Consider the following 20,119-nt stretch of genomic DNA (forward strand, 5'->3'; position numbering starts at 1 on the left):
TCATTCATTTTTTTCATGAGTTATCTTGATCTGCGTAATTACTCTTACAAAAAAATGAAATATACCGGATAAATTCGCGTACTGCGTGTGAAACGTATTTTCCTTTTTTTAAAATAATCGCCACTTTCCAAGGAATTGATGGATTGACAATGGAAATTGCCTTAACTAAACTTTGATCAGTCTTTTTCACTATAGACTGAGGGAAAATGGAAATACCTAGTTCTTCTCCAATCATTTCGCTGATAAAATCCCATTGAGAACTTTCATAAACGATATTTGGACGAAAACCGGCTCTAATACACTCTTGAATAATCCGATCGTGAAGAGAGAAGTCTTCACTAAACAGGATGAAAGGTTCATTTTTCAAGTCTTGCATTTCCACAATCTCTTTATGAACAAGCGGATGAGCGGAATGAACGAAGAGCATCAGTTCTTCATTAAGCAATGGAATGATATCAAACTGCTCTTCGTCCACTGGTTCAATAACCACGCCAAGATCCAGTACCCCATCTTCAACCTCCTGTTTCACCTTGTTTCCCCCATGTTCTATCAGCTTGATGTTCACATCAGGATACAATTGTTTAAATCCTTTAATGATTTTAGGAAAAAACAAGACACCGATAAGCGGCGGTATTCCAATTTTCACTTTTCCTTTTTTTAAATGTAAAAGATCGTATAAGTTCGTCGATAAGTCATCTATTGACTTCATAATCATTTGGCCTTGCTCAAATACAATTTCGCCTGCATCTGTCAAAGCGATTTGTCTAGCTGAACGATCAATGAGCTCAACCTTTAATTCCTCTTCCAAACTTTTCACCATCTTACTTAAGGCAGGCTGTGACAAATGCAAATTTTCTGATGCCTTAGTAAAACTGTTGGATTTAGCAACTTCAAGAAAGTAAGTGATTTGGCGTATATCCATCGTATGACCTCCATTCCATAAGTTTAACGAATACATTACATTCTTTTTATTCATTTTACTTATACAACTGCTGGGTGTAAACTTTTAGGAGACCAAAATGAATCCTGGAGGGGTTACTATGAGTAAATTATTGGAAAGTAAAGTTGCTCTTGTTACAGGCGCGGCGAGTGGAATTGGTTTAGAAATTGCACGTGAATTCGCTAAAGAAGGCGCAAAAGTTGTGATTTCCGATTTGAACGAAAAAGCCGTGCAACATGCAGCTGAGGAACTTACGGAACAAGGATACGAAGTCCTCTCTGCGGTTTGTGATGTAACAAACGAAGAACAAGTAGAAAAAAGTGTCTCTAAGACACTTGAAGCCTTTGGGCGATTGGATATTCTGGTAAACAATGCGGGGATTCAGCATGTGTCGGATATAGAAAACTTCCCGACTGATAAGTTTGAATTTATGCTGAAATTAATGCTTACTGCTCCTTTTAGTGCAACAAAAAGAGTATTCCCTTTGATGAAAAAACAAAAATTTGGCCGCATCATCAATATGGCTTCCATAAATGGTTTAATTGGTTTTGCAGGGAAAGCAGCTTATTGCAGCGCTAAACACGGTTTGATCGGTTTAACTAAAGTATCAGCATTGGAAGGAGCGGAATACGGAATTACCGTCAACGCCTTGTGCCCGGGATATATCGACACTCCATTGGTGCAAAACCAGTTAAAAGATATTGCAGAGACTAGAGGCATTTCTAAAGAGAAGGTGTTTGAAGAAGTCATTTACCCCTTGGTTCCTCAAAAACGTTTGTTAGCCGTGCAAGAAATCGCTGATTACGCAGTATTCCTCGCCAGTGACAAAGCGAAAGGAGTTACAGGACAGGCAGTCGTAATGGACGGCGGTTATACGGCCCAATAATCTGAATTTCATCTGCAGGAGTCATAGCGCTTTGGATTAAATGATTTACTCTTCAAGAACCAAGCCGATGGTTTTTTAGGAAAGACATAGCTATACAGATTGAAGTTTGATATATATTTGGTATATTAACTTAAGAAAAGCCGCTTTGTTGGCGGCTTTTTTACTGGTTTTCATGAGGGGAGAAGAAGCATTTGAAAAAGCGAAACGCGAAAACAAGCCGGTTCTTGTCAGCATCGGCTATTCGACGTGTCACTGGTGGCATGTCCCTGTCTTTTAGTAATCATTATATATTTATCTGCTTGCCAATTCCTTAATCATCAAACCCAATTCATAAATTCCCTTTTGAAGGTCTTCAAGAGATGCATAAGCATATGATAAGCGAATATAATTCCCTTTTTCTTGAGCATAGATGCTGCCGAGATTAAGGAGTATCCCTTTTGTCAAAGCTTTTGTATAAAGTAATTTCATAGATAGTGGAGGCAATATTTTTACCCAGACAAAGAATCCTCCCTTCGGCATATTCCATATAGCGACATTCTTCAAATTGGTTTCTAAGAGACTCATGACCAATTGCCTTCTCACCTTTAATTGACTTCTCACCTGTTCTAGATGTTGCTGGTATTCACCGGATGTAAACCACTCTGCCGCTACTCTCTGAGATAACGAACTGGAGCCGTAATCTGTTTGCATTTTTATGTCGGATAAACGTTCAATCACTGGTTCTGGACCGACGATCCATCCAATCCTCAAACCCGGACTTAACGTTTTCGATAAACTGCCTATGTAAAGCACATGCCCATTTTTATCTATTGTTTTAATAGGATCTGGAGGAATCTCATCTATCCATAACTCACGATAAATGTCATCTTCAATAATGGGAAGCTGTGCATTCTCACTTGCGGCAAGGATTTCTTCTCGTCTCTTTTTTGACATTAAAATACCTGTCGGATTATGAAAACAAGGATTTGTATATAAGATAGCCCTCCCCCGCTCCCCCCTTGCCACGTGGATATGTTCCGGCAAAAGCCCATCGTTATCCATAGGAACTCCAGTCAGCTTCATACCGGCTGATTGAAATACGTGTAATGAATAAAGATAGGACGGCTGGTCAAGATAAACGGTCGATCCCCTTTGTAAAAGCCCCATTGATATAAGCTGCAAGGCTTGCAGTGCGCCCGAAACAATAAGAATGGAAGAAGGAGACGCTTGAATGCCGATTGTTCTTAAATAGCCGCTTAATGCCTCTCTCAAAGGCAAATATCCTTTTGGTTCCTCATACCCGAATGCCTCTATGTTTTGAGATACCTTTCCCATGATCTCTTTCATAACAGCTAAAGGAAAAATCTCATGTGAAAGTTCTCCTTTACTGAGCTGTATAAGATCAGAATTTGATTCTGATTTATTGATCTCTTGAACGATTTTTTGGCTGGGCTGCTGGATTCCGGAGGTTACATACTGATCCCAATCGGGAGCGGAATTCTTAGCCAAAAGTGTCCATGTATTGTTCGTAACAACTGTCCCTTTGCCCATTCTGCCTTCGATTAATCCATCCGCCGTCAATTCCTCTAAAGCTGTAATGACTGTGCTCCTGTTCACCTCAAAGTGTTTAGCAAGCGTGCGCTGGCTTGGAATCTTACTTCCAATCGGCCATTCTCCATTTCCTATTTTCTCTTTTATAAATTGAATGATTTGTATGTACTTAGGAAGCTTTTTCATCTTTTTTTCTTCTGGAGCTCTCATAAAAAGGATCCTCCTTAAAAACTAAAGTGGTTGGGTCAAAATCTATTTAACTGGTTGAAGTCATATCATCAAATCTTTATTAATATAGAAACACATTAAATAACTGGTTGGTTTTTGTAAAGAGGAGTGAGAAAGATGAGAAAGAAAACAGTTCGAATCGGTATATCTTACAGTCTGATGATTGGGTTGTGGGCATCAGCTTTCCCGGGAATTCGAGCGGGTTTGGAGAGTTACACGCCGGAACACCTCGCTTTGTTTCGCTTGTTGATTGGGTCAATGGCACTGTTGGTTTTTGCTGTTTTGACTCATATGCGTTTACCTGACATGAAGGATATCCCTGCTATTTTATCGTTAGGATTTTTAGGTTTTGCACTATATCACATTTTGCTGAATATCGGAGAAAAAACAGTCAGCGCAGGGACAGCAAGCTTACTCGTGACCATGACACCTATTTTTTCTGCAATGTTATCCCGTCTGTTTTTTGGTGAACATTTTGGGCTTTATAAATGGATTGGCTCTATCATAAGTTTATTGGGTGTGTCGATCATTTCATTTGGGGCAGGAAACTATACAAATTCAGTGAACGGCATTTTGTTAATCCTGCTGGCAGCTTTTTCGGAGAGTATTTATTTCGTTTTTCAAGCTCGCTATATAAAAAAATATGGATTTATTCCATTCGTTACATTCACTATTTGGGGCGGGACAGTACCTATGCTTGTGTTTCTGCCTGGCTTAGGGGAAGAGTTTTTGAACGCTTCAATGAACTCAACATTGTCTATCGTTTACTTAGGTTTATTACCAACGGTTGTGCCTTACTTTGCACTTGCGTATGTAACTTCACTCGTCGGTGCTTCAGAAGCAGCCATTTCACTTTATTTAACACCAGCCGTAGCCTTGGCCATTTCTTGGGTGTGGTTAGGTGAGGTGCCTGCGTTTATTGCACTGACAGGCGGGATGGTTACAGTCGCCGGAGTGTGTTTCACCTATCTAACAGTAAATAAAACGATAAAGATTTTAAATCCTTATTTCTTATCTAAAAAGCAATAAGGTGGATGAAGTTTAATCCTGAAAATAGAGTCATAAGCAGTTCTCCTTTTTAATGACTTGGGTGTGGTTCACAAAGTTGAGTGTATGAATTTTTTTAGAGGATTGTGGTATGTTAAACATACAAATATTAATAGAAAGAAGGTGAGCCCATGCCAAACAATAGCAAACCCAACAGTTTAATCACGGAGAAGTCCCCCTATCTGCTCCAACACGCCCACAACCCCGTAAACTGGCATCCTTGGGGAAAAGAAGCCTTCGAAAAAGCAAAACGCGAAAACAAGCCGGTTCTTGTCAGCATCGGCTATTCGACGTGTCACTGGTGTCACGTAATGGCCCACGAGTCCTTTGAGGACGAAGAGATCGCCGGTATGTTAAACGATAAATTCATAGCCATCAAGGTTGATCGTGAGGAGCGGCCTGATGTGGATTCCGTGTATATGAGAATCTGCCAGCTGATGACGGGGCAGGGCGGGTGGCCGCTGAACGTGTTCGTCACACCAGATCAGAAGCCGTTTTATGCGGGGACGTATTTTCCGAAGACGAGCAAATTTAACCGCCCGGGCTTTATCGATGTGCTTGAACATCTGTCCGAAACGTTTGCGAATGACCGGCAGCATGTCGAGGATATCGCCGAAAACGCCGCCGCTCATCTTGAAGTCAAGGTTCACCCGACCGAGGGCATGCTTGGCGAACAGGCGGTTCATGACACGTATCGCCAGCTGGCCGGCGGGTTTGATACAGTGTACGGCGGGTTCGGCCAGGCTCCGAAATTTCCGATGCCGCATATGCTCATGTTTCTGCTTCGCTACTACAGCTATACGGGCAAGGAACAGGCTTTGGCCGGCGTAACCAAGACACTCGACGGCATGGCGAACGGCGGAATTTTTGACCACATCGGGTACGGCTTTGCCCGCTACTCGACTGATAATGAATGGCTCGTGCCGCATTTTGAGAAAATGCTGTATGATAACGCCCTTCTCCTGACCGCATATACAGAAGCCTGCCAAGTCACGGGTAATGAGCGCTACAAACAGATTGCGATGCAGATCGTAATGTTTATTCAGCGGGAAATGACGCATGAAGACGGCAGCTTTTTCTCAGCTTTAGACGCTGATACCGAAGGCCGTGAGGGGAAATATTACATATGGTCCAAAAAAGAAATCATGAATCTTCTCGGTGATGAACTCGGCCCGCTTTACTGCAAGGTGTATAACATCACAGATCAAGGCAATTTTGAAGGCGAAAACATCCCGCACCTCATTTTCACGCGGCGTGAGGCCATCCTCGAAGAGACCGGCCTCACCGGACATGAACTGGCCGGACGCCTTGAAGAGGCAAGAATAAAATTGCTGGAGGCCCGTGAAAACAGAAGCTATCCGCATACAGATGACAAAGTGCTGACCTCATGGAACGCGCTCATGATTGCCGGGCTGGCAAAAGCCGCAAAGGTATTTCACGAGCCTGACTTTCTCAGCATGGCGGAAACAGCGATCCGCTTTCTCGAACGGCACCTCATGCCGGACGGGCGCGTCATGGTCCGCTATCGCGAGGGCGAAGTGAAAAACAAAGGGTTTATCGATGATTATGCTTTTCTCATCTGGGCTTATCTTGAACTGTATGAAGCGGGTTTTAATCCGTCTTATCTGCAGAAAGCGAAAACGTTATGTACAAGCATGCTGGAGCTGTTCTGGGATGAACGGCACGGAGGTTTCTTCTTTACGGGGAATGATGCTGAGACCCTTCTTGTCAGGGAAAAAGAGGTTTATGACGGGGCCGTGCCTTCCGGAAACAGCGCGGCTGCCGTACAGCTGCTTCGTCTCGGCCGCCTGACGGGTGATATATCACTGATTGAAAAAGCCGAAGCGATGTTTTCCGTGTTCAAACGGGAAATAGAGGCCTATCCGAGCAGCAACGCTTTCTTCATGCAAAGCGTACTGGCACATACAATGCCCCAAAAAGAAATCGTTGTTTTCGGAAGGAAAGATGACCCGGACAGAAAACGTTTCATTGAGGCGCTTCAGGAGCATTTCACTCCCGCCTATACGATTCTCGCCGCAGAACATCCGGATGAGCTTGCCGGCATTTCTGACTTTGCCGCGGGTTATCAAATGATCGATGGGAGGACAACGGTCTACATTTGCGAGAATTTCGCCTGCCGGAGGCCGACGACGGATATTGATGAAGCGATGAACACCTTACAAATCAGCAGCAGAGCCTAGGCGGCCTGCTGCTTTTCTTTTTTCACAAAACGGAATGCGAGCCATGCGAAGATGATATTGATCACCAGAGTCGATATGCAATCATATATTTCATAGCCGCCGGCTGCTGTTGTAAATATCGACGGAATGCCGCCGTACACCGAATGATCCTCTGTGAGAAAGATAAATAAAAACATATTATTGGCAGCGTGACCGCCAAGGGACATCTCCAGACTGCCCGTTTTAATCGTGATAAAGGTCCAGATCATGCCGATGGTGACATATCCGATTCCCGCCCAGAGAGCCCCATTATCCATCTCCGGATTCCCGAAATGAAGTGCGCCGAATAATCCGCCGATAATGACTGTCAGAACCGCCGCATTTGCCGTCAATTTTCCGGCGAACTGAAGCAGAAAACCGCGAAAGAGAAATTCCTCCGCAGAGGTTTGAATCGGCACCAACAAGACGGCCGCCGCTAACAGGAGCAGAAAACGTGAAGCATGGAATTCCTGAAGCGAGAAACGATCCGGATGAATTGTAAAATCAATCAGCCCCGCGACAAACATCAGCACAACATATGTGCCGAATCCAAAGAAAATCCTCTTCCAGTTCAGCGACTGATTCGGTGTGATGATGGATAAAAACCGCCGTTTCATAATGAAACGAACTGCTATCCAAATGCCCGGAATCGCTATGAAATAGACGATATGCTGTAAATAAATATCCGCCAGCGGGTCACTTAATGCCCCCTCATCCCAATTTATCGTCAGTGAAGGATTGAAAGCGGACGTGAGAAACATATAAAACACGGTCAGTATGCTTCCGAAAAAGAACAAACCCACAATGACCAACAGAGAAAGAATATATCTCGATACACTATTTTTTCCCTCTGCGGGCCGTACAAACGTATTCATATTTATGCATCAACTTCCTTTCCTTCAACATTTTACAATATAAACAAAAACAGATATAGGAAATGTTATATATTTTAAGAAGAAAGCGCTATGCCGTTTCCTTTGGCTCTGGTTATTTACACTCTGTTTTTGCCAAAAAAAGACCTTTATAATGTATTCGTCAGATAAATTCACAGTATTTTCTGATTACAATTGCAAAGTCAGGGGGTTTTTTATGAAACATCAGACATTCTCAAATGTAGCGAACCGATTAGACCGTCTCCCCATTTCACGTGTGCATTATCAAGTATTAACCGCTCTCGGAATCATCTATTTTTTTGATCTCGCTGATCTGTTTACGCTCAGCAACGTGGCTCCGGCGCTGATTGAGCATTGGGGCGTGAAGCTGTCCACCATTGCCGACATCACGGCCGCATCCTTCCTGGGCATGTTTTTAGGCGCGTCCATCGGCGGAAGGCTGTCCGATCGGATCGGCAGGAAAAAAGCGCTGAATTGTTTTGTCCTTGTCTTTTCGATCTCATCTTTTCTGAATGCGCTGGCATGGGACATTCCGTCCTTAATGATTTTCCGCTTCTTGACCGGGCTCGGCGTCGCGGCCGCCATGATTGTGACGAACAGCTATTTGGCAGAATTTTTTCCATCCTCCGTACGGGGAAAATACATCTCCCTTTGCGCCATGATCGGACTAATCGGCGTTCCCGTCACAAACGTTGTTTCCGCTTTTGTCATTCCTTTAGGCTCATGGGGGTGGCGGCTCGTATTCGTATGGGGGGCGGCCGGTCTCATTTATTTCTTTTTTATCCGCCGGCTTGAGGAATCGCCGCGCTGGCACGAAAATCGGGGCGCATATGATCAGGCAAACGCCATTATGAACCGTCTTGAAGCACGTGCAGAGAAAGAAAAAGGCCCGCTTCCCGCGCCAAAAGAGGCGGCAGAAGTACATACAGTGAAGCGCGCAGGCTACTTAGGGCTGTTTCAGGGCAGGAATTTAAAGATCACCATCATCCTGTCAGCGGTATGGATTCTTGAAACCTTTGGCTTTTACGGCTTTGCTTCATGGGTGCCCAGCCTGCTGAAAAGCAACGGCATCACCATGGAAAAAACGCTGTGGTACAATGTGCTTCACTCTGTCGGCGCACCGCTTGGCGCACTGCTCGGTTCCATGATATCCGAGACGTTCCAAAGGAAATGGATTCTGGCCGCAAGCGCCTTTCTGACTGCCATTGCCGGACTGTTATACGGCATGACGTTTATTCCCGTCATGATTATTGTGTTTGGATTTGTCGTTAACGTCACGGAACGGATCTTCACCTCAAACTTATACGCCTACACATCGGAACCGTATCCTACGGAATATCGCTCGGCCGGGAGCGGGCTGGCGTATGGGCTCGGCCGTTTTTCCAACATATTCGGCTCCCTGCTCGTCGGATTTATTGCCGTTAAGCTCGGCTACATCAGCGTCTTTTTGTTTATCGGCGGCTGCTGGCTTCTATGTTCCGTTTTGTTAATCCTCTTCGGCCCGAAAACAAATGCACAGCAAATTTAATCAAAAAAACAGTGCGGAATCACTCCGCACTGTTACACTGTGATTTCTATCAAATTGCCTTCCCCATCCTCTATCACGCTCTCATAATATCCGTCACCCGTCACGCGCGGGCCGCTTACAACCTGAAATCCATCGTTTTTAAACGTTTCCGTCAATTCATTCACCCGCTCCTTGCTGCCTGTAGAAAATGCGAGATGCGCCCATCCGGTCATATTCTGTGACGGAACTTCATCAATGCCGCCTTTTTTCATAAGTTCCAGCCTGCATCCAGAGTCAAATGAAAGAAAATACGATTTGAAATCTTTTTTCTCATTATGATAAAGGTCATTGGCCTTGGCGCCGAAGTATTTCTCATAAAATTTTTTCATCCGCTCCAAATCTTTCACCCATATCGCTGCATGTTCAATTCGCATATGTCCGCCTCCCTTTTTTTCTCAATCTATTTATAAAGCATGAAACCCATTTCAGCTCAAGACTTTTTTCCGCTGAAATTGATGCATAATTTGTTTTTTAGCCGTTTCTTCGTGAAAAAACAATAAAAATGCTTCCTTTCCGACCCGTTCCAAATGAAGTTCCAGGGATGGAATATTCAATGCCCGGCTGACGCTCAGATTTCCCTCGCCGATGATCTCCGCGTTCCATTTCTGTTCTTTCGCAAACTGGTACAAGCCGGCAGCCACGTCATCACTGTGCGCATAGATGGCCGTCGGCGCCTTGTCGAAACCCCAGAAGTGCTCACCCGCACGCTTTCCGTCGTCCATATCATGGCATCCGACCAGAATGCGGGTTTCATCAAGAGAGCCGAAAACCGCCTTATATGCGGTTACCTTGTCGGCCGTACTCGGGCTTTTTTCCGCTTCCCGCACACATGTAAAAGCAACGTCTTGATGCCCGCGGTTTTTCAAATACAAAAAGCTTTCTCTGTATGCTGCCTGCCTGTCATTATAAGCGCAGGGAATCTCTTGATGCTGTGTATATTCACAAGCGACAATGGGACCGTATTCCAGGTAAGGCACGGCGGTTTCCCATTCATTCGCCCGGGACGTGACAATCAGTCCGTCAATCTTTTTCATTTTCAGCAGTTCGAAATATGTCATCTCTATAGCGGGGTCATAGTTGGTGGGGAGAAGGGTTGTCACGTAATCATGGGCAAACGCTTCCTTCGTGATACCGTTTACAATTTTGTCAAAGCAGGGATGGTCGCTGTACGGCAAAATCACGCCGATTGTATTGGTCTTTCCGCGAATCAGATCAATGGCGGTTCGATTAGGGGTATAATCCAGCTCCTTCATCACTTGATTCACAAGACGCCTTTTCTCCTCAGATACGTACGGATGTCGGTTTAATACGCGTGATACGGTGGCCACCGACACATTCGCCAGTTTCGCTATCTCTTTTATATTTGCCATGTGCTCCTCCATTTTCGGTGATAAAAAAGCAGCAAGAGTGGATTTCTCTTACTGCTATCTCATCATAAATCCAATGTCATTTCAACAGGGCAATGGTCAGAACCCATGATATCGGCACAAATGGCCGCTTGGCTGATCCGCTGCTTCAGTCTGTCTGAAACAATGACGTAATCAAGCCGCCAGCCGATGTTTTTCTCACGTGCGTTCGTCCTGTAAGACCACCAGGAATACGCGCCTTCCTGGTCAGGATATAAATAGCGGAATGAGTCGGTAAATCCCGCGTTCAGCAGGGCGCTGAACGCTTCCCGCTCCTGCTCCGAGAAACCGGCGTTCTTCCGGTTGGCTTTCGGATTTTTTAAGTCTATCTCCCTGTGTGCGACATTCAGATCGCCGCATAAGATCACGGGCTTCTTCCGGTCAAGCTTCTGCAGATAATCCTTAAAATCGGCTTCCCATTGAAGACGGTAATCAATTCGCTCTAATCCGCGTTTGGCATTCGGCGTATAACAGTTGACGACAAACACATGCTCAAATTCAAGCGTGATCACCCGTCCTTCTTGATCATGGTCGTCAATCCCCAGTCCATAGAACACGTGCAGCGGCTTTTCTTTCGAAAAAACAGCCGTGCCTGAGTAGCCTTTTTTCACCGCATAGTTCCAATAGGCGTGATATCCTTCAAGCTGTAATGATACTTGTCCGTCCTGTACTTTTGTTTCTTGCAGACATAGAATATCGGCTTCCGTTTCCTGAACGTAAGTATTGATATCTATCTTTTTCATCACGGCACGCAAGCCGTTTACATTCCAAGAAATCAGTTTCATGTGATCCCTCCTGTCCGGCTCAGCCGGTATTTCAGTGTTTCAATGTTTCCGCCCTCTAATGCCAGCAGCTGCTTTTTCATTTCTAAACCGCCTCTGAACCCGGTCAGTTTCCCGTTTTTTCCGATGACGCGATGGCACGGAACCGTAATCAATACCGGATTTTTCCCGATTGCGGCGCCCACGGCTCTTACGGCTGCCGGTTTCTGAATCATTTCTGCTATATCCGAATAGGAGTATGTCTCGCCGTACGGTATGTCCATAAGCGCTTTCCATACAGCAAGCTGAAATTCTGTCCCGTAAAGATCCACCGGCACTGAAAAAGCTGATCTGCCATTGTCAATGTACTCGGACAGCTCTGCCGTGTAAGGCGCCAGCTTTTCATCATCACGTGCCAATCGGTATTGCGGCAGTGATTTTTTTGCCCACTGCTCAAGCTCTTCAAAGCTTCCATGATTTGACCCTATAAAGCAAAGCCCCTTAGATGTAGCGGCTGTATACAGGCTCCAATCATTCCGTGTGAAGAGTGTCCAATAGATCATAGGCTCTTTACTCATATTGAACTTCCCTGTCCCGTTTTGGCCGTTTTTCTGTATTCTGTGGGCGAACTCCCGGTTCCCTTTTTAAAAAGGGTCGCGAAATGCGCTGTGTTTGGAATTCCGACAGTCAGAGCGATCTCCATGACTGCCATATCAGTATGCTTTAAAAGGTGTTCCGCCTTCGACAATCTTATTTTCTGTATATACGCAATCGGGGATATTCCCCTGATTTTTTTAAATGTCCGCTGTAAATGATAGGGGCTGCCGTGACACATTTCGGCCAGTATGCTCAGATTCAGGGATTCGTGATAATGGCGGTCAATGTACTCAGTGATTTGAGCAATCCATTCTTCATCAGGAAGACGAAGACCGTTCGGCCGGCACCTTTTACAGGGACGAAAATGTCTCTCGAGCGCTGCATCAGCCGTATCAAACACCAGCACGTTATCTTTATTCGGAACTCTCGATTTACAAGAAGGCCGGCAGAAAATCCCCGTCGTTTTTACTGCATAATAAAATGCCCCGTCATAAGAAGCATCATTGTGTATGATTGCGCTCCACTTTTCATCAGTCAGGATATTTCTGTCTGTCTCCATCTCATCCACCCCCTGTTTTTCAGTATAAACAAATTCATTGCATAAGTACGCGTTTTTGAATAGAGGAGCAAGATAACAAAGATAGGTGTCAGGAGCACTTCCATGTTTCATGTGAAACATTTCGGCAGGATGGAGGGGGACTGATATAAAAAAAGAGCAGGAGCCCGCAGGCTCTTGCTCTTTTTTCGGCTTACTCGCCAGTTACGTATGGAAGTAAAGCCATTTGACGTGCGCGTTTGATCGCGATAGTCAATTTACGTTGGTATTTCGCGTTTGTTCCAGTTACACGGCGAGGTAAAATTTTACCACGCTCAGAAACAAACTTTCTAAGAAGATCTACATCTTTGTAATCGATGTGCGTAATGCCGTTAGAAGTGAAGTAACAAACCTTACGGCGTTTCGCACGACCGCCTCTGCGTCCTCCTGCCATTGTCATTTCCCACCTTTCTCGTTATGAATATAGCGATAATCTATTAGAACGGAAGATCATCATCCGAGATGTCAATCGGCTTGCCGTCGTTGGCAAATGGATCATCATTAAAGCTGTTCCCTTGATTTCGTCTCTGGTTGTTCTGATTTCCGCCGAACGGATTATCATTTTGGCCTCCGCCAAAGTATTGGCCTCCGCCGCTGTTTCCTTCGTTGTATCCGCCTGATCCAGAACCGCCGCTGTTTTTAGGCTCAAGAAATTGAACACTTTCAGCTTGGACTTCTGTCACGAAGACACGCTGTCCCTGCTGGTTTTCATAATTTCTTGTCTGGAGTCGGCCGTCTACGCCGGCAAGGCTTCCTTTTTTAAGAAAGTTTGCAACGTTTTCGGCTTGTCTTCTCCAAGTGACACAATTAATGAAATCGGCTTCACGTTCTCCGGACTGGTTCGTGAATGTACGATTCACAGCAAGAGTAAACGTGGCGACAGCCGCACCGCTTGGCGTATAACGAAGCTCTGGGTCTTTTGTCAGTCTTCCGACTAATACAACTCGGTTAAGCATATGAAAGACCACCTTTTAACATTATATATTTCAAATTGCTTATTCTTCTTCTTTAACAACGATGTGGCGAATGATATCGTCACTGATCTTAGCTAAACGGTCGAATTCAGCAACCGCTGCAGCTTCAGACTGAACGTTTAAGATTTGGTAGAAACCGTCACGGAAATCGTTGATTTCGTAAGCAAGACGACGTTTACCCCAATCTTTTGTTCCAGTGATCTCCGCTCCGTTAGAAGTCAATACGTTGTTGAAACGCTCGATAACTGCCTTCTTTGACTCTTCGTCAATGTTCGGACGGATAATGTACATAACTTCGTACTTTTTCATCTGTTTGCACCTCCTTTTGGTCTAAGCGGCCCTATAATGGGCAAGGAGCAATAATTCTATTACTCACAAGTTTATATTATACCAAAGCTCTTGTCCCTTTACAACTGTGTCCTATACATTAAATCGGAAATGAATGACATCTCCGTCTTGGACTACATATTCCTTACCTTCCAGACGCACTTTTCCGGCTTCTTTCGCTCCGGACATTCCGCCGCCTGCCAAAAGGTCTTCATAAGCAACCGTTTCAGCGCGGATAAAGCCGCGTTCAAAATCAGTGTGGATGATACCCGCACACTCAGGAGCTTTCATGCCTTTTCTGAATGTCCATGCGCGCACTTCCTGTTCGCCCGCCGTAAAGTATGTCGCAAGGCCGAGAAGAGAGTATGACGCTTTAATCAGCTGATCAAGACCTGATTCTTCAATGCCGAGCTCCTCAAGGAACATTTGCTTTTCTTCGCCTTCCAATTCAGCAATTTCAGACTCAATTTTCGCACAGACGACGATAACTTCGGCGTTTTCACCCGCGGCGTACTCCCGGATTTTCGCAACATATTCATTATCTGAAGGATCAGCCACTTCATCCTCGCTTACATTTGCTACATAAAGCACAGGTTTTGACGTAAGCAAATGAAGCTGCTTCACAAGCTTTTGCTGTTCTTCCGTAAATTCAACGGAACGGGCAGGCTTTTCTTGTTCGAAAGCTTCTTTTAATTTAGACAGAATGTCAAATTCAAAAACCGCTTCTTTGTCTTTTTGCTTAGCAAGCTTGCTTACACGCGTGATGCGTTTTTCGACTGTCTCCATGTCGGCAAGAATCAATTCAAGATTGATCGTTTCAATATCGTCAATCGGATCGACTTTCCCTGACACGTGCGTAATATTGTCATCAGCGAATGCGCGTACAACGTGGCAGATCGCATCAACCTGACGGATATGAGAAAGAAACTTATTTCCGAGTCCTTCACCTTTTGATGCGCCTTTTACGATCCCCGCGATATCAGTGAATTCAAACGCAGTCGGCACCGTTTTTTTCGGGTTCACCAATTCAGTCAGCTTTTGCAGACGTTCATCCGGCACTTCCACGATTCCCACGTTCGGATCAATTGTACAGAACGGGTAGTTGGCTGATTCGGCACCAGCCTGGGTAATTGCATTAAATAACGTCGATTTTCCGACATTCGGCAAACCGACAATTCCAGCAGTTAAAGCCATTCTTTCATCTCCTCTATATCAAACCATCATCGTATAAACGTATTGTAACCTAGAGCAATTATAAGGAGGTTCATAGGAAAAGACAAGCTGAGAAAAAAGCATTTCCCGCCCTCTCTCTCCTTAGATTATCCTTTTTTAACCGCTACCAGACAGTCAAAAAGCGTACTTCCCATTCCATTATCAGAATTTGAATCCTTTGTGAGCATGTTGACGGAGCCTCCGAATGCCGCCCACATGCCTTCATCTATATTCACCGTCTTCGGGTGAGCCTGCTTCATGATTTTCACCCTGCCGCGCAGACGGCCGCGGTCATTGTATACCTCTGCCGTATCTCCGTCTTGAAGTGAAAGCTCCTCGGCGATATCCGGCGACAGATCCACCTGAATCTGCTGAAGCTTTTCAATAAACGGCACGTGCTGTGAATGATTGGAGCGCTGCGGGTGAATGGACAGCAGCGTATACGGATATTTCCCCGCCAGTCCGGCGTCATGATAAACAGACTCCTCCGGCACTTCCAATTGAGGGAGGCCGCTGTATCCTTTCTCTTCTGCCAGTGACGAGACGAATTCAAATTTTCCGCTCGGGGTTAAAAATTGAAAATCACTCCACGGAACCTGTTTGACCGGAAGCGGCATATGTCCTTTTTCCTTTAATTGCTCAAGGGTGATTCCTTCTTTCTCCAAAGAAGAGAGCCCCATTTTTAAGAAATCTTCCGTACTGTAATCAAAGAGCTCCCCGAATCCGAGACGCTTTGCGAGTTCCGTCCAGATCCATCGGTCTGATTTTGCCTCTCCCTGCGGTTCCGCAAGCTTCTTGCCATATTGAACATAGTGATGATACATGCTGGAATAATAAATATCTTCCTCTTCGAAAACAACGGCCGTCGGCAGCACATAGTCACAGAGCTTCGCCGTATCGGTCATGACAGAATCAATGGCCACTGTGACCGGTGTTTTTTCAAATGCTTCCTTCACTTTTTTTGTATTCGGCACCTGTGTCAGCGGATTGCCGCACGTCACGATGATCATCTCAATCGGCGGATCGGCTGCATTCAGCGCCTCTTCGGCTTGAGTCATCATCGAAAACGTTCTCGAACTTTTCTTCAGATCAGGACGGGTGAGCTCAGCCTTTGCAAAGCTTTCACCGACTTGCACATTTCCGAAGTTTGCGCCGCCGCCTTTGATACCGACATTTCCGCTCGCCGCAGCTAAAGCGTCAATCCACCGTATCGTCCCGCCCCCGTTTTTATATCTCTGCATCCCAAGACCCATAAAAGTGGAGGCGGGACCGTCAGCATATAAATCAGCAAGATATTCAATCACTTCTAAAGACGTTTCTGTTTTCTCAATGATCTCCTCAATAGAAATCGTCTGCAGAAGCTTTTCTATTTCTTCAAAACCGACCGAATGCCTTTGAATGAAATCGGAATCGGTTCTGCCGGTTTGGCATAATACTTTTAAAACACCCGCCGCAAGCCAGCCATCCATGCCGGGTTTAACGGATATATACCGATCGGCAAGCTTTGCAGTCGGGTTAAAAATAGGATCAATGACCGTCAGTGTCGCTCCTTTTTTCTTCACCTGCTGCAGATGATGATAGAGGTGCATATTCGTCCGGGACACGTTTCTGCCCCATACGATCACATGCTTGCTGTGATAAATATCAAGCGGTCCATGCCCGTAAGAACGCCCGAAATCCCAGCGCTGCGCTTCAATGCCGGAACCCCAGCAAATGCTGCCCGCAATCTCCGTCACACCGCCGTATCCATTGAAAAAACGCTGGTCGAGCGCCTTCAAAAGACCGTTATTGGCGTAATCATGACTGTGCAGCACTGCGGCAGTGCCCAACGTCTCCTTAATCACCGCCATTTTTTCCGCGATTTCATCTAACGCCTGCTCCCAGGAAATGCGGACAAATTCGCCGTCTTTCTTTTTTAAAGGAAAACGAAGCCGTTCCGGCGCATTCGTTTTCGTCTCCAGCATTCTGCCACGGCCGCAAATTTTCCCTTCTGTAATGGGATGATTCGGGTCTCCGTCTACTTTCGTCACCTTTCCATCCTCAACTGTCACCAAAAAGCCGCAGCTGTCCCAGCAATTCAGCGGGCACGCTGACTGATGCACTTTGCTCATCGGCCCTCTTCCTCTCCTCTATATGAAAAAGCATGAGCGCCAGCCCTTATGATGTAGGCTCCTCATGCTTGACGAGTACTTTTTTCAGCTTTCTCTCAAAATCTCTTCTCGGAATCATGACACTGTGGGAACAACCCGTGCATTTAATCCGAATATCCATTCCCATCCGAATGATTTTCCACCTGTTTTCACCGCAAGGATGCGGTTTCTTCATTTCAACAATATCATTCAGGCCAAAGTCTTTATCCGCCAAGACCCTTCACCTCTCTCCATAGACTGCTTTATTTATTGTACAAAAAAAGACAGGATAAGAGCAACGGCCGCACTCAAAATGAGCATTATACTTTTTTCCATCTCCCTAAAATAGGGTAAAGAAGAAGACATACCAGCAAATAAAGACTTAAAAGCCCGTAAATGGGATATAAAATCGCGATCAAATCTGAAAAACCGATTGTCGTAAAAGGCACCATCACAGCTAAAAGAAGAGATACGAGCGTCCATCTCGGCAATTTCACAAATGCAAGCATGCGGCTGGACAGCCCGAACAGACCGGTCACGGTTGTCGTATAGATGGCTAAAAAAAGCACGGCGGCCATACAAAGAAATAACGGATAAGGAGCGCCTTCAAGGACAGCGAAAAGAGGAATCTCATATTGTGTAAGACTGCCTGAAAGCTGTACAAGCGTTTCATTGTAAACAAATGAAATCATACCGAAAATCAGCCCGCTTGCAACGCTTGCGATTTTCGCTTCTCCCAGTCCCTTCATATCTTTTCCGATTGAAGAAAGAACAGCGACAACAGAAAGGATGTTTAAGGACGTGAAGGTAATGCTTGCCGGCCAATTATACTGGCGGGTCAAATCTATCGTCCACGTGTAATGATGGGTTGTCTGAAAAAAGACCAATGCATATAACAGCCCCGCTACAAGAATCGGTATCAAAATACTATTCAGAGATAATATTCCTTTTATATCCCAAAAGAATAAACCGACGGTCACAATGCAAAGAAGAAAAATACCGACCCAAAACGGCAGCTTGTACATTTGCAGCGTCACACCGCCGCCGGCAATCATAACCATCGTCATTGAAAACAAATAAAACATAATAAGCACATCATAGACTTTAGCAAGAGCCGGCCCCATCAGATGCTCAAGCACAGGTAAAAAGTGCGTTGATTGAACCCGATAGCTGATCTTCAACACAATATAAGCCGAAATCGTAAACATGACTGTAAACAATACAATAGCCAGTCCGCTTTCGACACCGAAAAACTGCCATATTTCCTGCCCGCTTGCATACCCAGCCCCAATCTGGCTGCTTAATATGAGCAGCATCCACTTCATCCCGGCTCTCCACACCCTCATCACCTCATAAAATTTCTGATCATCTCCGCATATTGCTACTATATTGAGTGACAGCGGCAATCATTCATACAAATGGGACAAATATGGTATGATAACGACGATTGACTATTCAGAAAAATTCACTTATGCAAGGAGCTCAAACCATGTACATCAGGCGTTTAACCGCAAATGATACCCAGCCTTATTCCGATATCAGGCTCAAAGCTTTAAAAGATCACCCGGACGCATTTGCCGTCAGCTATGATGAGGAGAAAGAATGGCCGTCCGAAAAATTTAAAGCCAGGCTTGAAGCCGACAATGCCATCGTGCTTGGCGCCTTTGAACAAGACAGACTGATAGGAATCCTCAAGATCTCCAAGCATCCGCTGTTTAAACTAAGACACATTGCGGTTATCGGTTCTATGTATATTTCCCCCAAACACCGAGGGTCAGGCGCGGGAAAAGCTTTAATGACGGAAGCCATCAGCCGAGCAAAAAAGATGAAGGACACAGAACAGCTCCATCTCTCTGTTACTTCAACAAATGAACCCGCAAAAAAACTCTACGCTCAGTTAGGATTTATCCTCTTCTCTACAGAAAAAAGAGCGCTGAAATTAGATTATCAGCAATATGTCGACGTAGATCAAATGGTCTTATTTCTTTCATGAACTTAGAGAATAACTGCTCTGAGTTCTTTTTTCTATCCCGCTCTTTTCAAACAACCGGCATGCTGATCACGACATAAGCATAAAAAAAGGAAGCGCTGGATATACTGTAAACAACCATACAACACCAAAAACAACAATGTAATACTCGTATGACATGACAAGGAAGTGAACCTTATGAATCGAAAAGGCGGGCTTTTTTCTCAAGAACGGGCAAAACAATATGTATCTCATACGGATTCTTCTGCTGCGAATCAAATACAAGCGATCCTTACTTCATCTTTACGTAAAGCAGCCGGCAGACCGTTAGTCACCGTGTGTATCGGCACAGATCGGTCGACCGGAGATTCATTAGGTCCGCTCGTAGGAACAAAGTTAGAAAAAATGAATTTAGGCAGATTGCACGTTTACGGCACGCTGTCAGATCCTGTTCACGCCGTCAATATGAAAGACAAGCTGAAAGATATTCAACATCTACATAAAAATCCGTTTATTATAGCGGTTGATGCTTGTTTAGGCCGCGTCAAAAGCGTAGGGTCATTTCAAATCGGCGATGGGCCGCTGAAGCCCGGAGCAGGTGTTCAAAAAGATCTTCCTGAAATCGGTGACGTCCATATCAATGGAATCGTCAATGTCAGCGGGTTTATGGAGTATTTTGTCCTGCAGAATACGAGGCTTCATCTTGTTATGAGCATGGCAAATGTTTTAGCAGAGGGGTTACAGCTGACAGATAAATCAGAAGGCCGGCAGGAACGGCTCAGTCCGTTTCATAAGTTGACAAGACGTATATAAAAAACCATCTTTTTTTAAAAAGATGG

At 45.0% G+C, this 20,119-nt stretch carries 21 protein-coding genes and 1 pseudogene; 7 read left to right on the forward strand and 15 right to left on the reverse strand.

What is annotated here, in order from left to right; translation table 11 throughout:
* Positions 1-13 precede the first annotated feature (13 nt).
* Positions 14-922: a LysR family transcriptional regulator gene (locus tag JNUCC21_RS21195; protein WP_015418635.1), complete on the reverse strand. Its 909-nt coding sequence runs from the start codon at positions 920-922 to the stop codon at positions 14-16.
* A gap of 118 nt (positions 923-1,040) precedes the next feature.
* Here JNUCC21_RS21195 and JNUCC21_RS21200 point away from each other — a divergent pair, with 118 nt between their 5' ends.
* Together JNUCC21_RS21200 and JNUCC21_RS21205 are read left to right on the forward strand one after the other, a co-directional pair.
* Positions 1,041-1,826, forward strand: coding sequence for a 3-hydroxybutyrate dehydrogenase (locus JNUCC21_RS21200; protein ID WP_025285582.1), 786 nt, complete (start codon positions 1,041-1,043; stop codon positions 1,824-1,826).
* Positions 1,827-1,995: 169 nt separating this feature from the next.
* Positions 1,996-2,091 (forward strand): annotated as a pseudogene (locus JNUCC21_RS21205) (DUF255 domain-containing protein); the annotation flags it as partial.
* A gap of 26 nt (positions 2,092-2,117) precedes the next feature.
* Here the strand turns inward: JNUCC21_RS21205 and JNUCC21_RS21210 are convergent.
* Positions 2,118-3,566 carry a PLP-dependent aminotransferase family protein gene (locus JNUCC21_RS21210; protein ID WP_257726872.1) on the reverse strand — a complete coding sequence of 483 codons (1,449 nt, stop codon included), beginning with the start codon at positions 3,564-3,566 and terminating at the stop codon, positions 2,118-2,120.
* A gap of 135 nt (positions 3,567-3,701) precedes the next feature.
* Between JNUCC21_RS21210 and JNUCC21_RS21215 the strand changes: the two genes are divergently transcribed.
* Both JNUCC21_RS21215 and JNUCC21_RS21220 read left to right on the forward strand, forming a co-directional pair.
* Positions 3,702-4,613, forward strand: coding sequence for a DMT family transporter (locus tag JNUCC21_RS21215; RefSeq protein ID WP_114354724.1), 912 nt, complete (start codon positions 3,702-3,704; stop codon positions 4,611-4,613).
* A gap of 149 nt (positions 4,614-4,762) precedes the next feature.
* Positions 4,763-6,832 (forward strand): thioredoxin domain-containing protein, encoded by a 2,070-nt coding sequence (locus tag JNUCC21_RS21220; protein ID WP_369878474.1) that lies wholly within the window; start codon positions 4,763-4,765, stop codon positions 6,830-6,832.
* On the opposite strand, the gene JNUCC21_RS21225 is transcribed toward JNUCC21_RS21220, so the two are convergent.
* The gene (locus JNUCC21_RS21225) at positions 6,829-7,725 is read right to left on the reverse strand and encodes a lysostaphin resistance A-like protein (RefSeq protein WP_369878475.1); all 897 of its coding nucleotides are present in this window, start codon (positions 7,723-7,725) and stop codon (positions 6,829-6,831) included. The genes JNUCC21_RS21220 and JNUCC21_RS21225 overlap by 4 nt on opposite strands.
* 214 nt (positions 7,726-7,939) lie before the next feature.
* Here JNUCC21_RS21225 and JNUCC21_RS21230 point away from each other — a divergent pair, with 214 nt between their 5' ends.
* On the forward strand, positions 7,940-9,271 hold the full coding sequence (locus JNUCC21_RS21230) for an MFS transporter (protein ID WP_032868218.1): 1,332 nt from the start codon (positions 7,940-7,942) through the stop codon (positions 9,269-9,271).
* A gap of 32 nt (positions 9,272-9,303) precedes the next feature.
* Here JNUCC21_RS21230 and JNUCC21_RS21235 read toward each other — a convergent pair whose 3' ends face one another.
* From JNUCC21_RS21235 to JNUCC21_RS21290, 12 genes are all read right to left on the reverse strand, one after another.
* Positions 9,304-9,684 carry a VOC family protein gene (locus JNUCC21_RS21235; RefSeq protein ID WP_012118934.1) on the reverse strand — a complete coding sequence of 127 codons (381 nt, stop codon included), beginning with the start codon at positions 9,682-9,684 and terminating at the stop codon, positions 9,304-9,306.
* A 51-nt stretch (positions 9,685-9,735) separates the two neighbouring features.
* Complete coding sequence (locus tag JNUCC21_RS21240; RefSeq protein ID WP_015240984.1) at positions 9,736-10,680, reverse strand: LacI family DNA-binding transcriptional regulator; 945 nt, start codon at positions 10,678-10,680, stop codon at positions 9,736-9,738.
* Positions 10,681-10,742: 62 nt separating this feature from the next.
* Positions 10,743-11,501 carry an exodeoxyribonuclease III gene (xth, locus tag JNUCC21_RS21245; RefSeq protein ID WP_015240985.1) on the reverse strand — a complete coding sequence of 253 codons (759 nt, stop codon included), beginning with the start codon at positions 11,499-11,501 and terminating at the stop codon, positions 10,743-10,745.
* Complete coding sequence (locus JNUCC21_RS21250; protein WP_015240986.1) at positions 11,498-12,055, reverse strand: methylated-DNA--[protein]-cysteine S-methyltransferase; 558 nt, start codon at positions 12,053-12,055, stop codon at positions 11,498-11,500. Before JNUCC21_RS21250 ends, xth begins: the two co-directional genes overlap by 4 nt.
* Positions 12,052-12,633 (reverse strand): bifunctional transcriptional activator/DNA repair enzyme AdaA, encoded by a 582-nt coding sequence (locus tag JNUCC21_RS21255; RefSeq protein ID WP_369878476.1) that lies wholly within the window; start codon positions 12,631-12,633, stop codon positions 12,052-12,054. The genes JNUCC21_RS21250 and JNUCC21_RS21255 overlap by 4 nt, the downstream gene beginning before the upstream one ends.
* 190 nt (positions 12,634-12,823) lie before the next feature.
* Positions 12,824-13,063, reverse strand: coding sequence for a 30S ribosomal protein S18 (gene rpsR / locus JNUCC21_RS21260; protein WP_004392983.1), 240 nt, complete (start codon positions 13,061-13,063; stop codon positions 12,824-12,826).
* A 43-nt stretch (positions 13,064-13,106) separates the two neighbouring features.
* The gene (ssbA, locus tag JNUCC21_RS21265; protein WP_004392979.1) at positions 13,107-13,625 is read right to left on the reverse strand and encodes a single-stranded DNA-binding protein SsbA; all 519 of its coding nucleotides are present in this window, start codon (positions 13,623-13,625) and stop codon (positions 13,107-13,109) included.
* Between the two features lie 39 nt (positions 13,626-13,664).
* The gene (gene rpsF, locus JNUCC21_RS21270; protein ID WP_004392977.1) at positions 13,665-13,952 is read right to left on the reverse strand and encodes a 30S ribosomal protein S6; all 288 of its coding nucleotides are present in this window, start codon (positions 13,950-13,952) and stop codon (positions 13,665-13,667) included.
* 111 nt (positions 13,953-14,063) lie between these two features.
* Positions 14,064-15,164, reverse strand: coding sequence for a redox-regulated ATPase YchF (ychF, locus tag JNUCC21_RS21275; RefSeq protein ID WP_004392975.1), 1,101 nt, complete (start codon positions 15,162-15,164; stop codon positions 14,064-14,066).
* Between the two features lie 125 nt (positions 15,165-15,289).
* Entirely contained in the window at positions 15,290-17,293 is a 2,004-nt protein-coding gene (locus tag JNUCC21_RS21280; RefSeq protein WP_369878477.1) for a molybdopterin-dependent oxidoreductase, read from the reverse strand.
* Positions 17,294-17,339: 46 nt separating this feature from the next.
* A complete protein-coding gene (locus JNUCC21_RS21285) occupies positions 17,340-17,546 on the reverse strand; it encodes a DUF951 domain-containing protein (RefSeq protein ID WP_004392973.1) in 207 nt (68 codons plus the stop codon).
* An 85-nt stretch (positions 17,547-17,631) separates the two neighbouring features.
* Positions 17,632-18,657: a hypothetical protein gene (locus JNUCC21_RS21290; RefSeq protein ID WP_138093715.1), complete on the reverse strand. Its 1,026-nt coding sequence runs from the start codon at positions 18,655-18,657 to the stop codon at positions 17,632-17,634.
* Between the two features lie 143 nt (positions 18,658-18,800).
* On the opposite strand from JNUCC21_RS21290, the gene JNUCC21_RS21295 reads away from it, so the two are divergent.
* Positions 18,801-19,304: a GNAT family N-acetyltransferase gene (locus JNUCC21_RS21295; protein ID WP_043020837.1), complete on the forward strand. Its 504-nt coding sequence runs from the start codon at positions 18,801-18,803 to the stop codon at positions 19,302-19,304.
* A 174-nt stretch (positions 19,305-19,478) separates the two neighbouring features.
* Positions 19,479-20,093, forward strand: coding sequence for a spore protease YyaC (yyaC, locus tag JNUCC21_RS21300; RefSeq protein WP_004392969.1), 615 nt, complete (start codon positions 19,479-19,481; stop codon positions 20,091-20,093).
* Positions 20,094-20,119: the final 26 nt, after the last annotated feature.

Source organism: Bacillus sp. JNUCC-21 (assembly GCF_041222765.1).
In the GTDB taxonomy this organism is placed as follows: Bacteria; Bacillota; Bacilli; order Bacillales; family Bacillaceae; genus Bacillus; species Bacillus velezensis.

Coding starts and splice junctions, on each gene's coding strand:
- ychF (WP_004392975.1), bottom strand. CDS start 15,164: ATGGCTTTAACTGCTGGAATTGTCGGTTTGCCGAATGTCGGAAAATCG.
- JNUCC21_RS21215 (WP_114354724.1), top strand. CDS start 3,702: ATGAGAAAGAAAACAGTTCGAATCGGTATATCTTACAGTCTGATGATT.
- JNUCC21_RS21200 (WP_025285582.1), top strand. CDS start 1,041: ATGAGTAAATTATTGGAAAGTAAAGTTGCTCTTGTTACAGGCGCGGCG.
- JNUCC21_RS21230 (WP_032868218.1), top strand. CDS start 7,940: ATGAAACATCAGACATTCTCAAATGTAGCGAACCGATTAGACCGTCTC.
- JNUCC21_RS21240 (WP_015240984.1), bottom strand. CDS start 10,680: ATGGCAAATATAAAAGAGATAGCGAAACTGGCGAATGTGTCGGTGGCC.
- JNUCC21_RS21295 (WP_043020837.1), top strand. CDS start 18,801: ATGTACATCAGGCGTTTAACCGCAAATGATACCCAGCCTTATTCCGAT.
- JNUCC21_RS21225 (WP_369878475.1), bottom strand. CDS start 7,725: ATGAATACGTTTGTACGGCCCGCAGAGGGAAAAAATAGTGTATCGAGA.
- rpsR (WP_004392983.1), bottom strand. CDS start 13,063: ATGGCAGGAGGACGCAGAGGCGGTCGTGCGAAACGCCGTAAGGTTTGT.
- JNUCC21_RS21255 (WP_369878476.1), bottom strand. CDS start 12,633: ATGGAGACAGACAGAAATATCCTGACTGATGAAAAGTGGAGCGCAATC.
- yyaC (WP_004392969.1), top strand. CDS start 19,479: ATGAATCGAAAAGGCGGGCTTTTTTCTCAAGAACGGGCAAAACAATAT.
- xth (WP_015240985.1), bottom strand. CDS start 11,501: ATGAAACTGATTTCTTGGAATGTAAACGGCTTGCGTGCCGTGATGAAA.
- JNUCC21_RS21210 (WP_257726872.1), bottom strand. CDS start 3,566: ATGAGAGCTCCAGAAGAAAAAAAGATGAAAAAGCTTCCTAAGTACATA.
- JNUCC21_RS21235 (WP_012118934.1), bottom strand. CDS start 9,684: ATGCGAATTGAACATGCAGCGATATGGGTGAAAGATTTGGAGCGGATG.
- JNUCC21_RS21290 (WP_138093715.1), bottom strand. CDS start 18,657: ATGAGGGTGTGGAGAGCCGGGATGAAGTGGATGCTGCTCATATTAAGC.
- JNUCC21_RS21280 (WP_369878477.1), bottom strand. CDS start 17,293: ATGAGCAAAGTGCATCAGTCAGCGTGCCCGCTGAATTGCTGGGACAGC.
- ssbA (WP_004392979.1), bottom strand. CDS start 13,625: ATGCTTAACCGAGTTGTATTAGTCGGAAGACTGACAAAAGACCCAGAG.
- JNUCC21_RS21250 (WP_015240986.1), bottom strand. CDS start 12,055: ATGAGTAAAGAGCCTATGATCTATTGGACACTCTTCACACGGAATGAT.
- JNUCC21_RS21195 (WP_015418635.1), bottom strand. CDS start 922: ATGGATATACGCCAAATCACTTACTTTCTTGAAGTTGCTAAATCCAAC.
- rpsF (WP_004392977.1), bottom strand. CDS start 13,952: ATGAAAAAGTACGAAGTTATGTACATTATCCGTCCGAACATTGACGAA.
- JNUCC21_RS21220 (WP_369878474.1), top strand. CDS start 4,763: ATGCCAAACAATAGCAAACCCAACAGTTTAATCACGGAGAAGTCCCCC.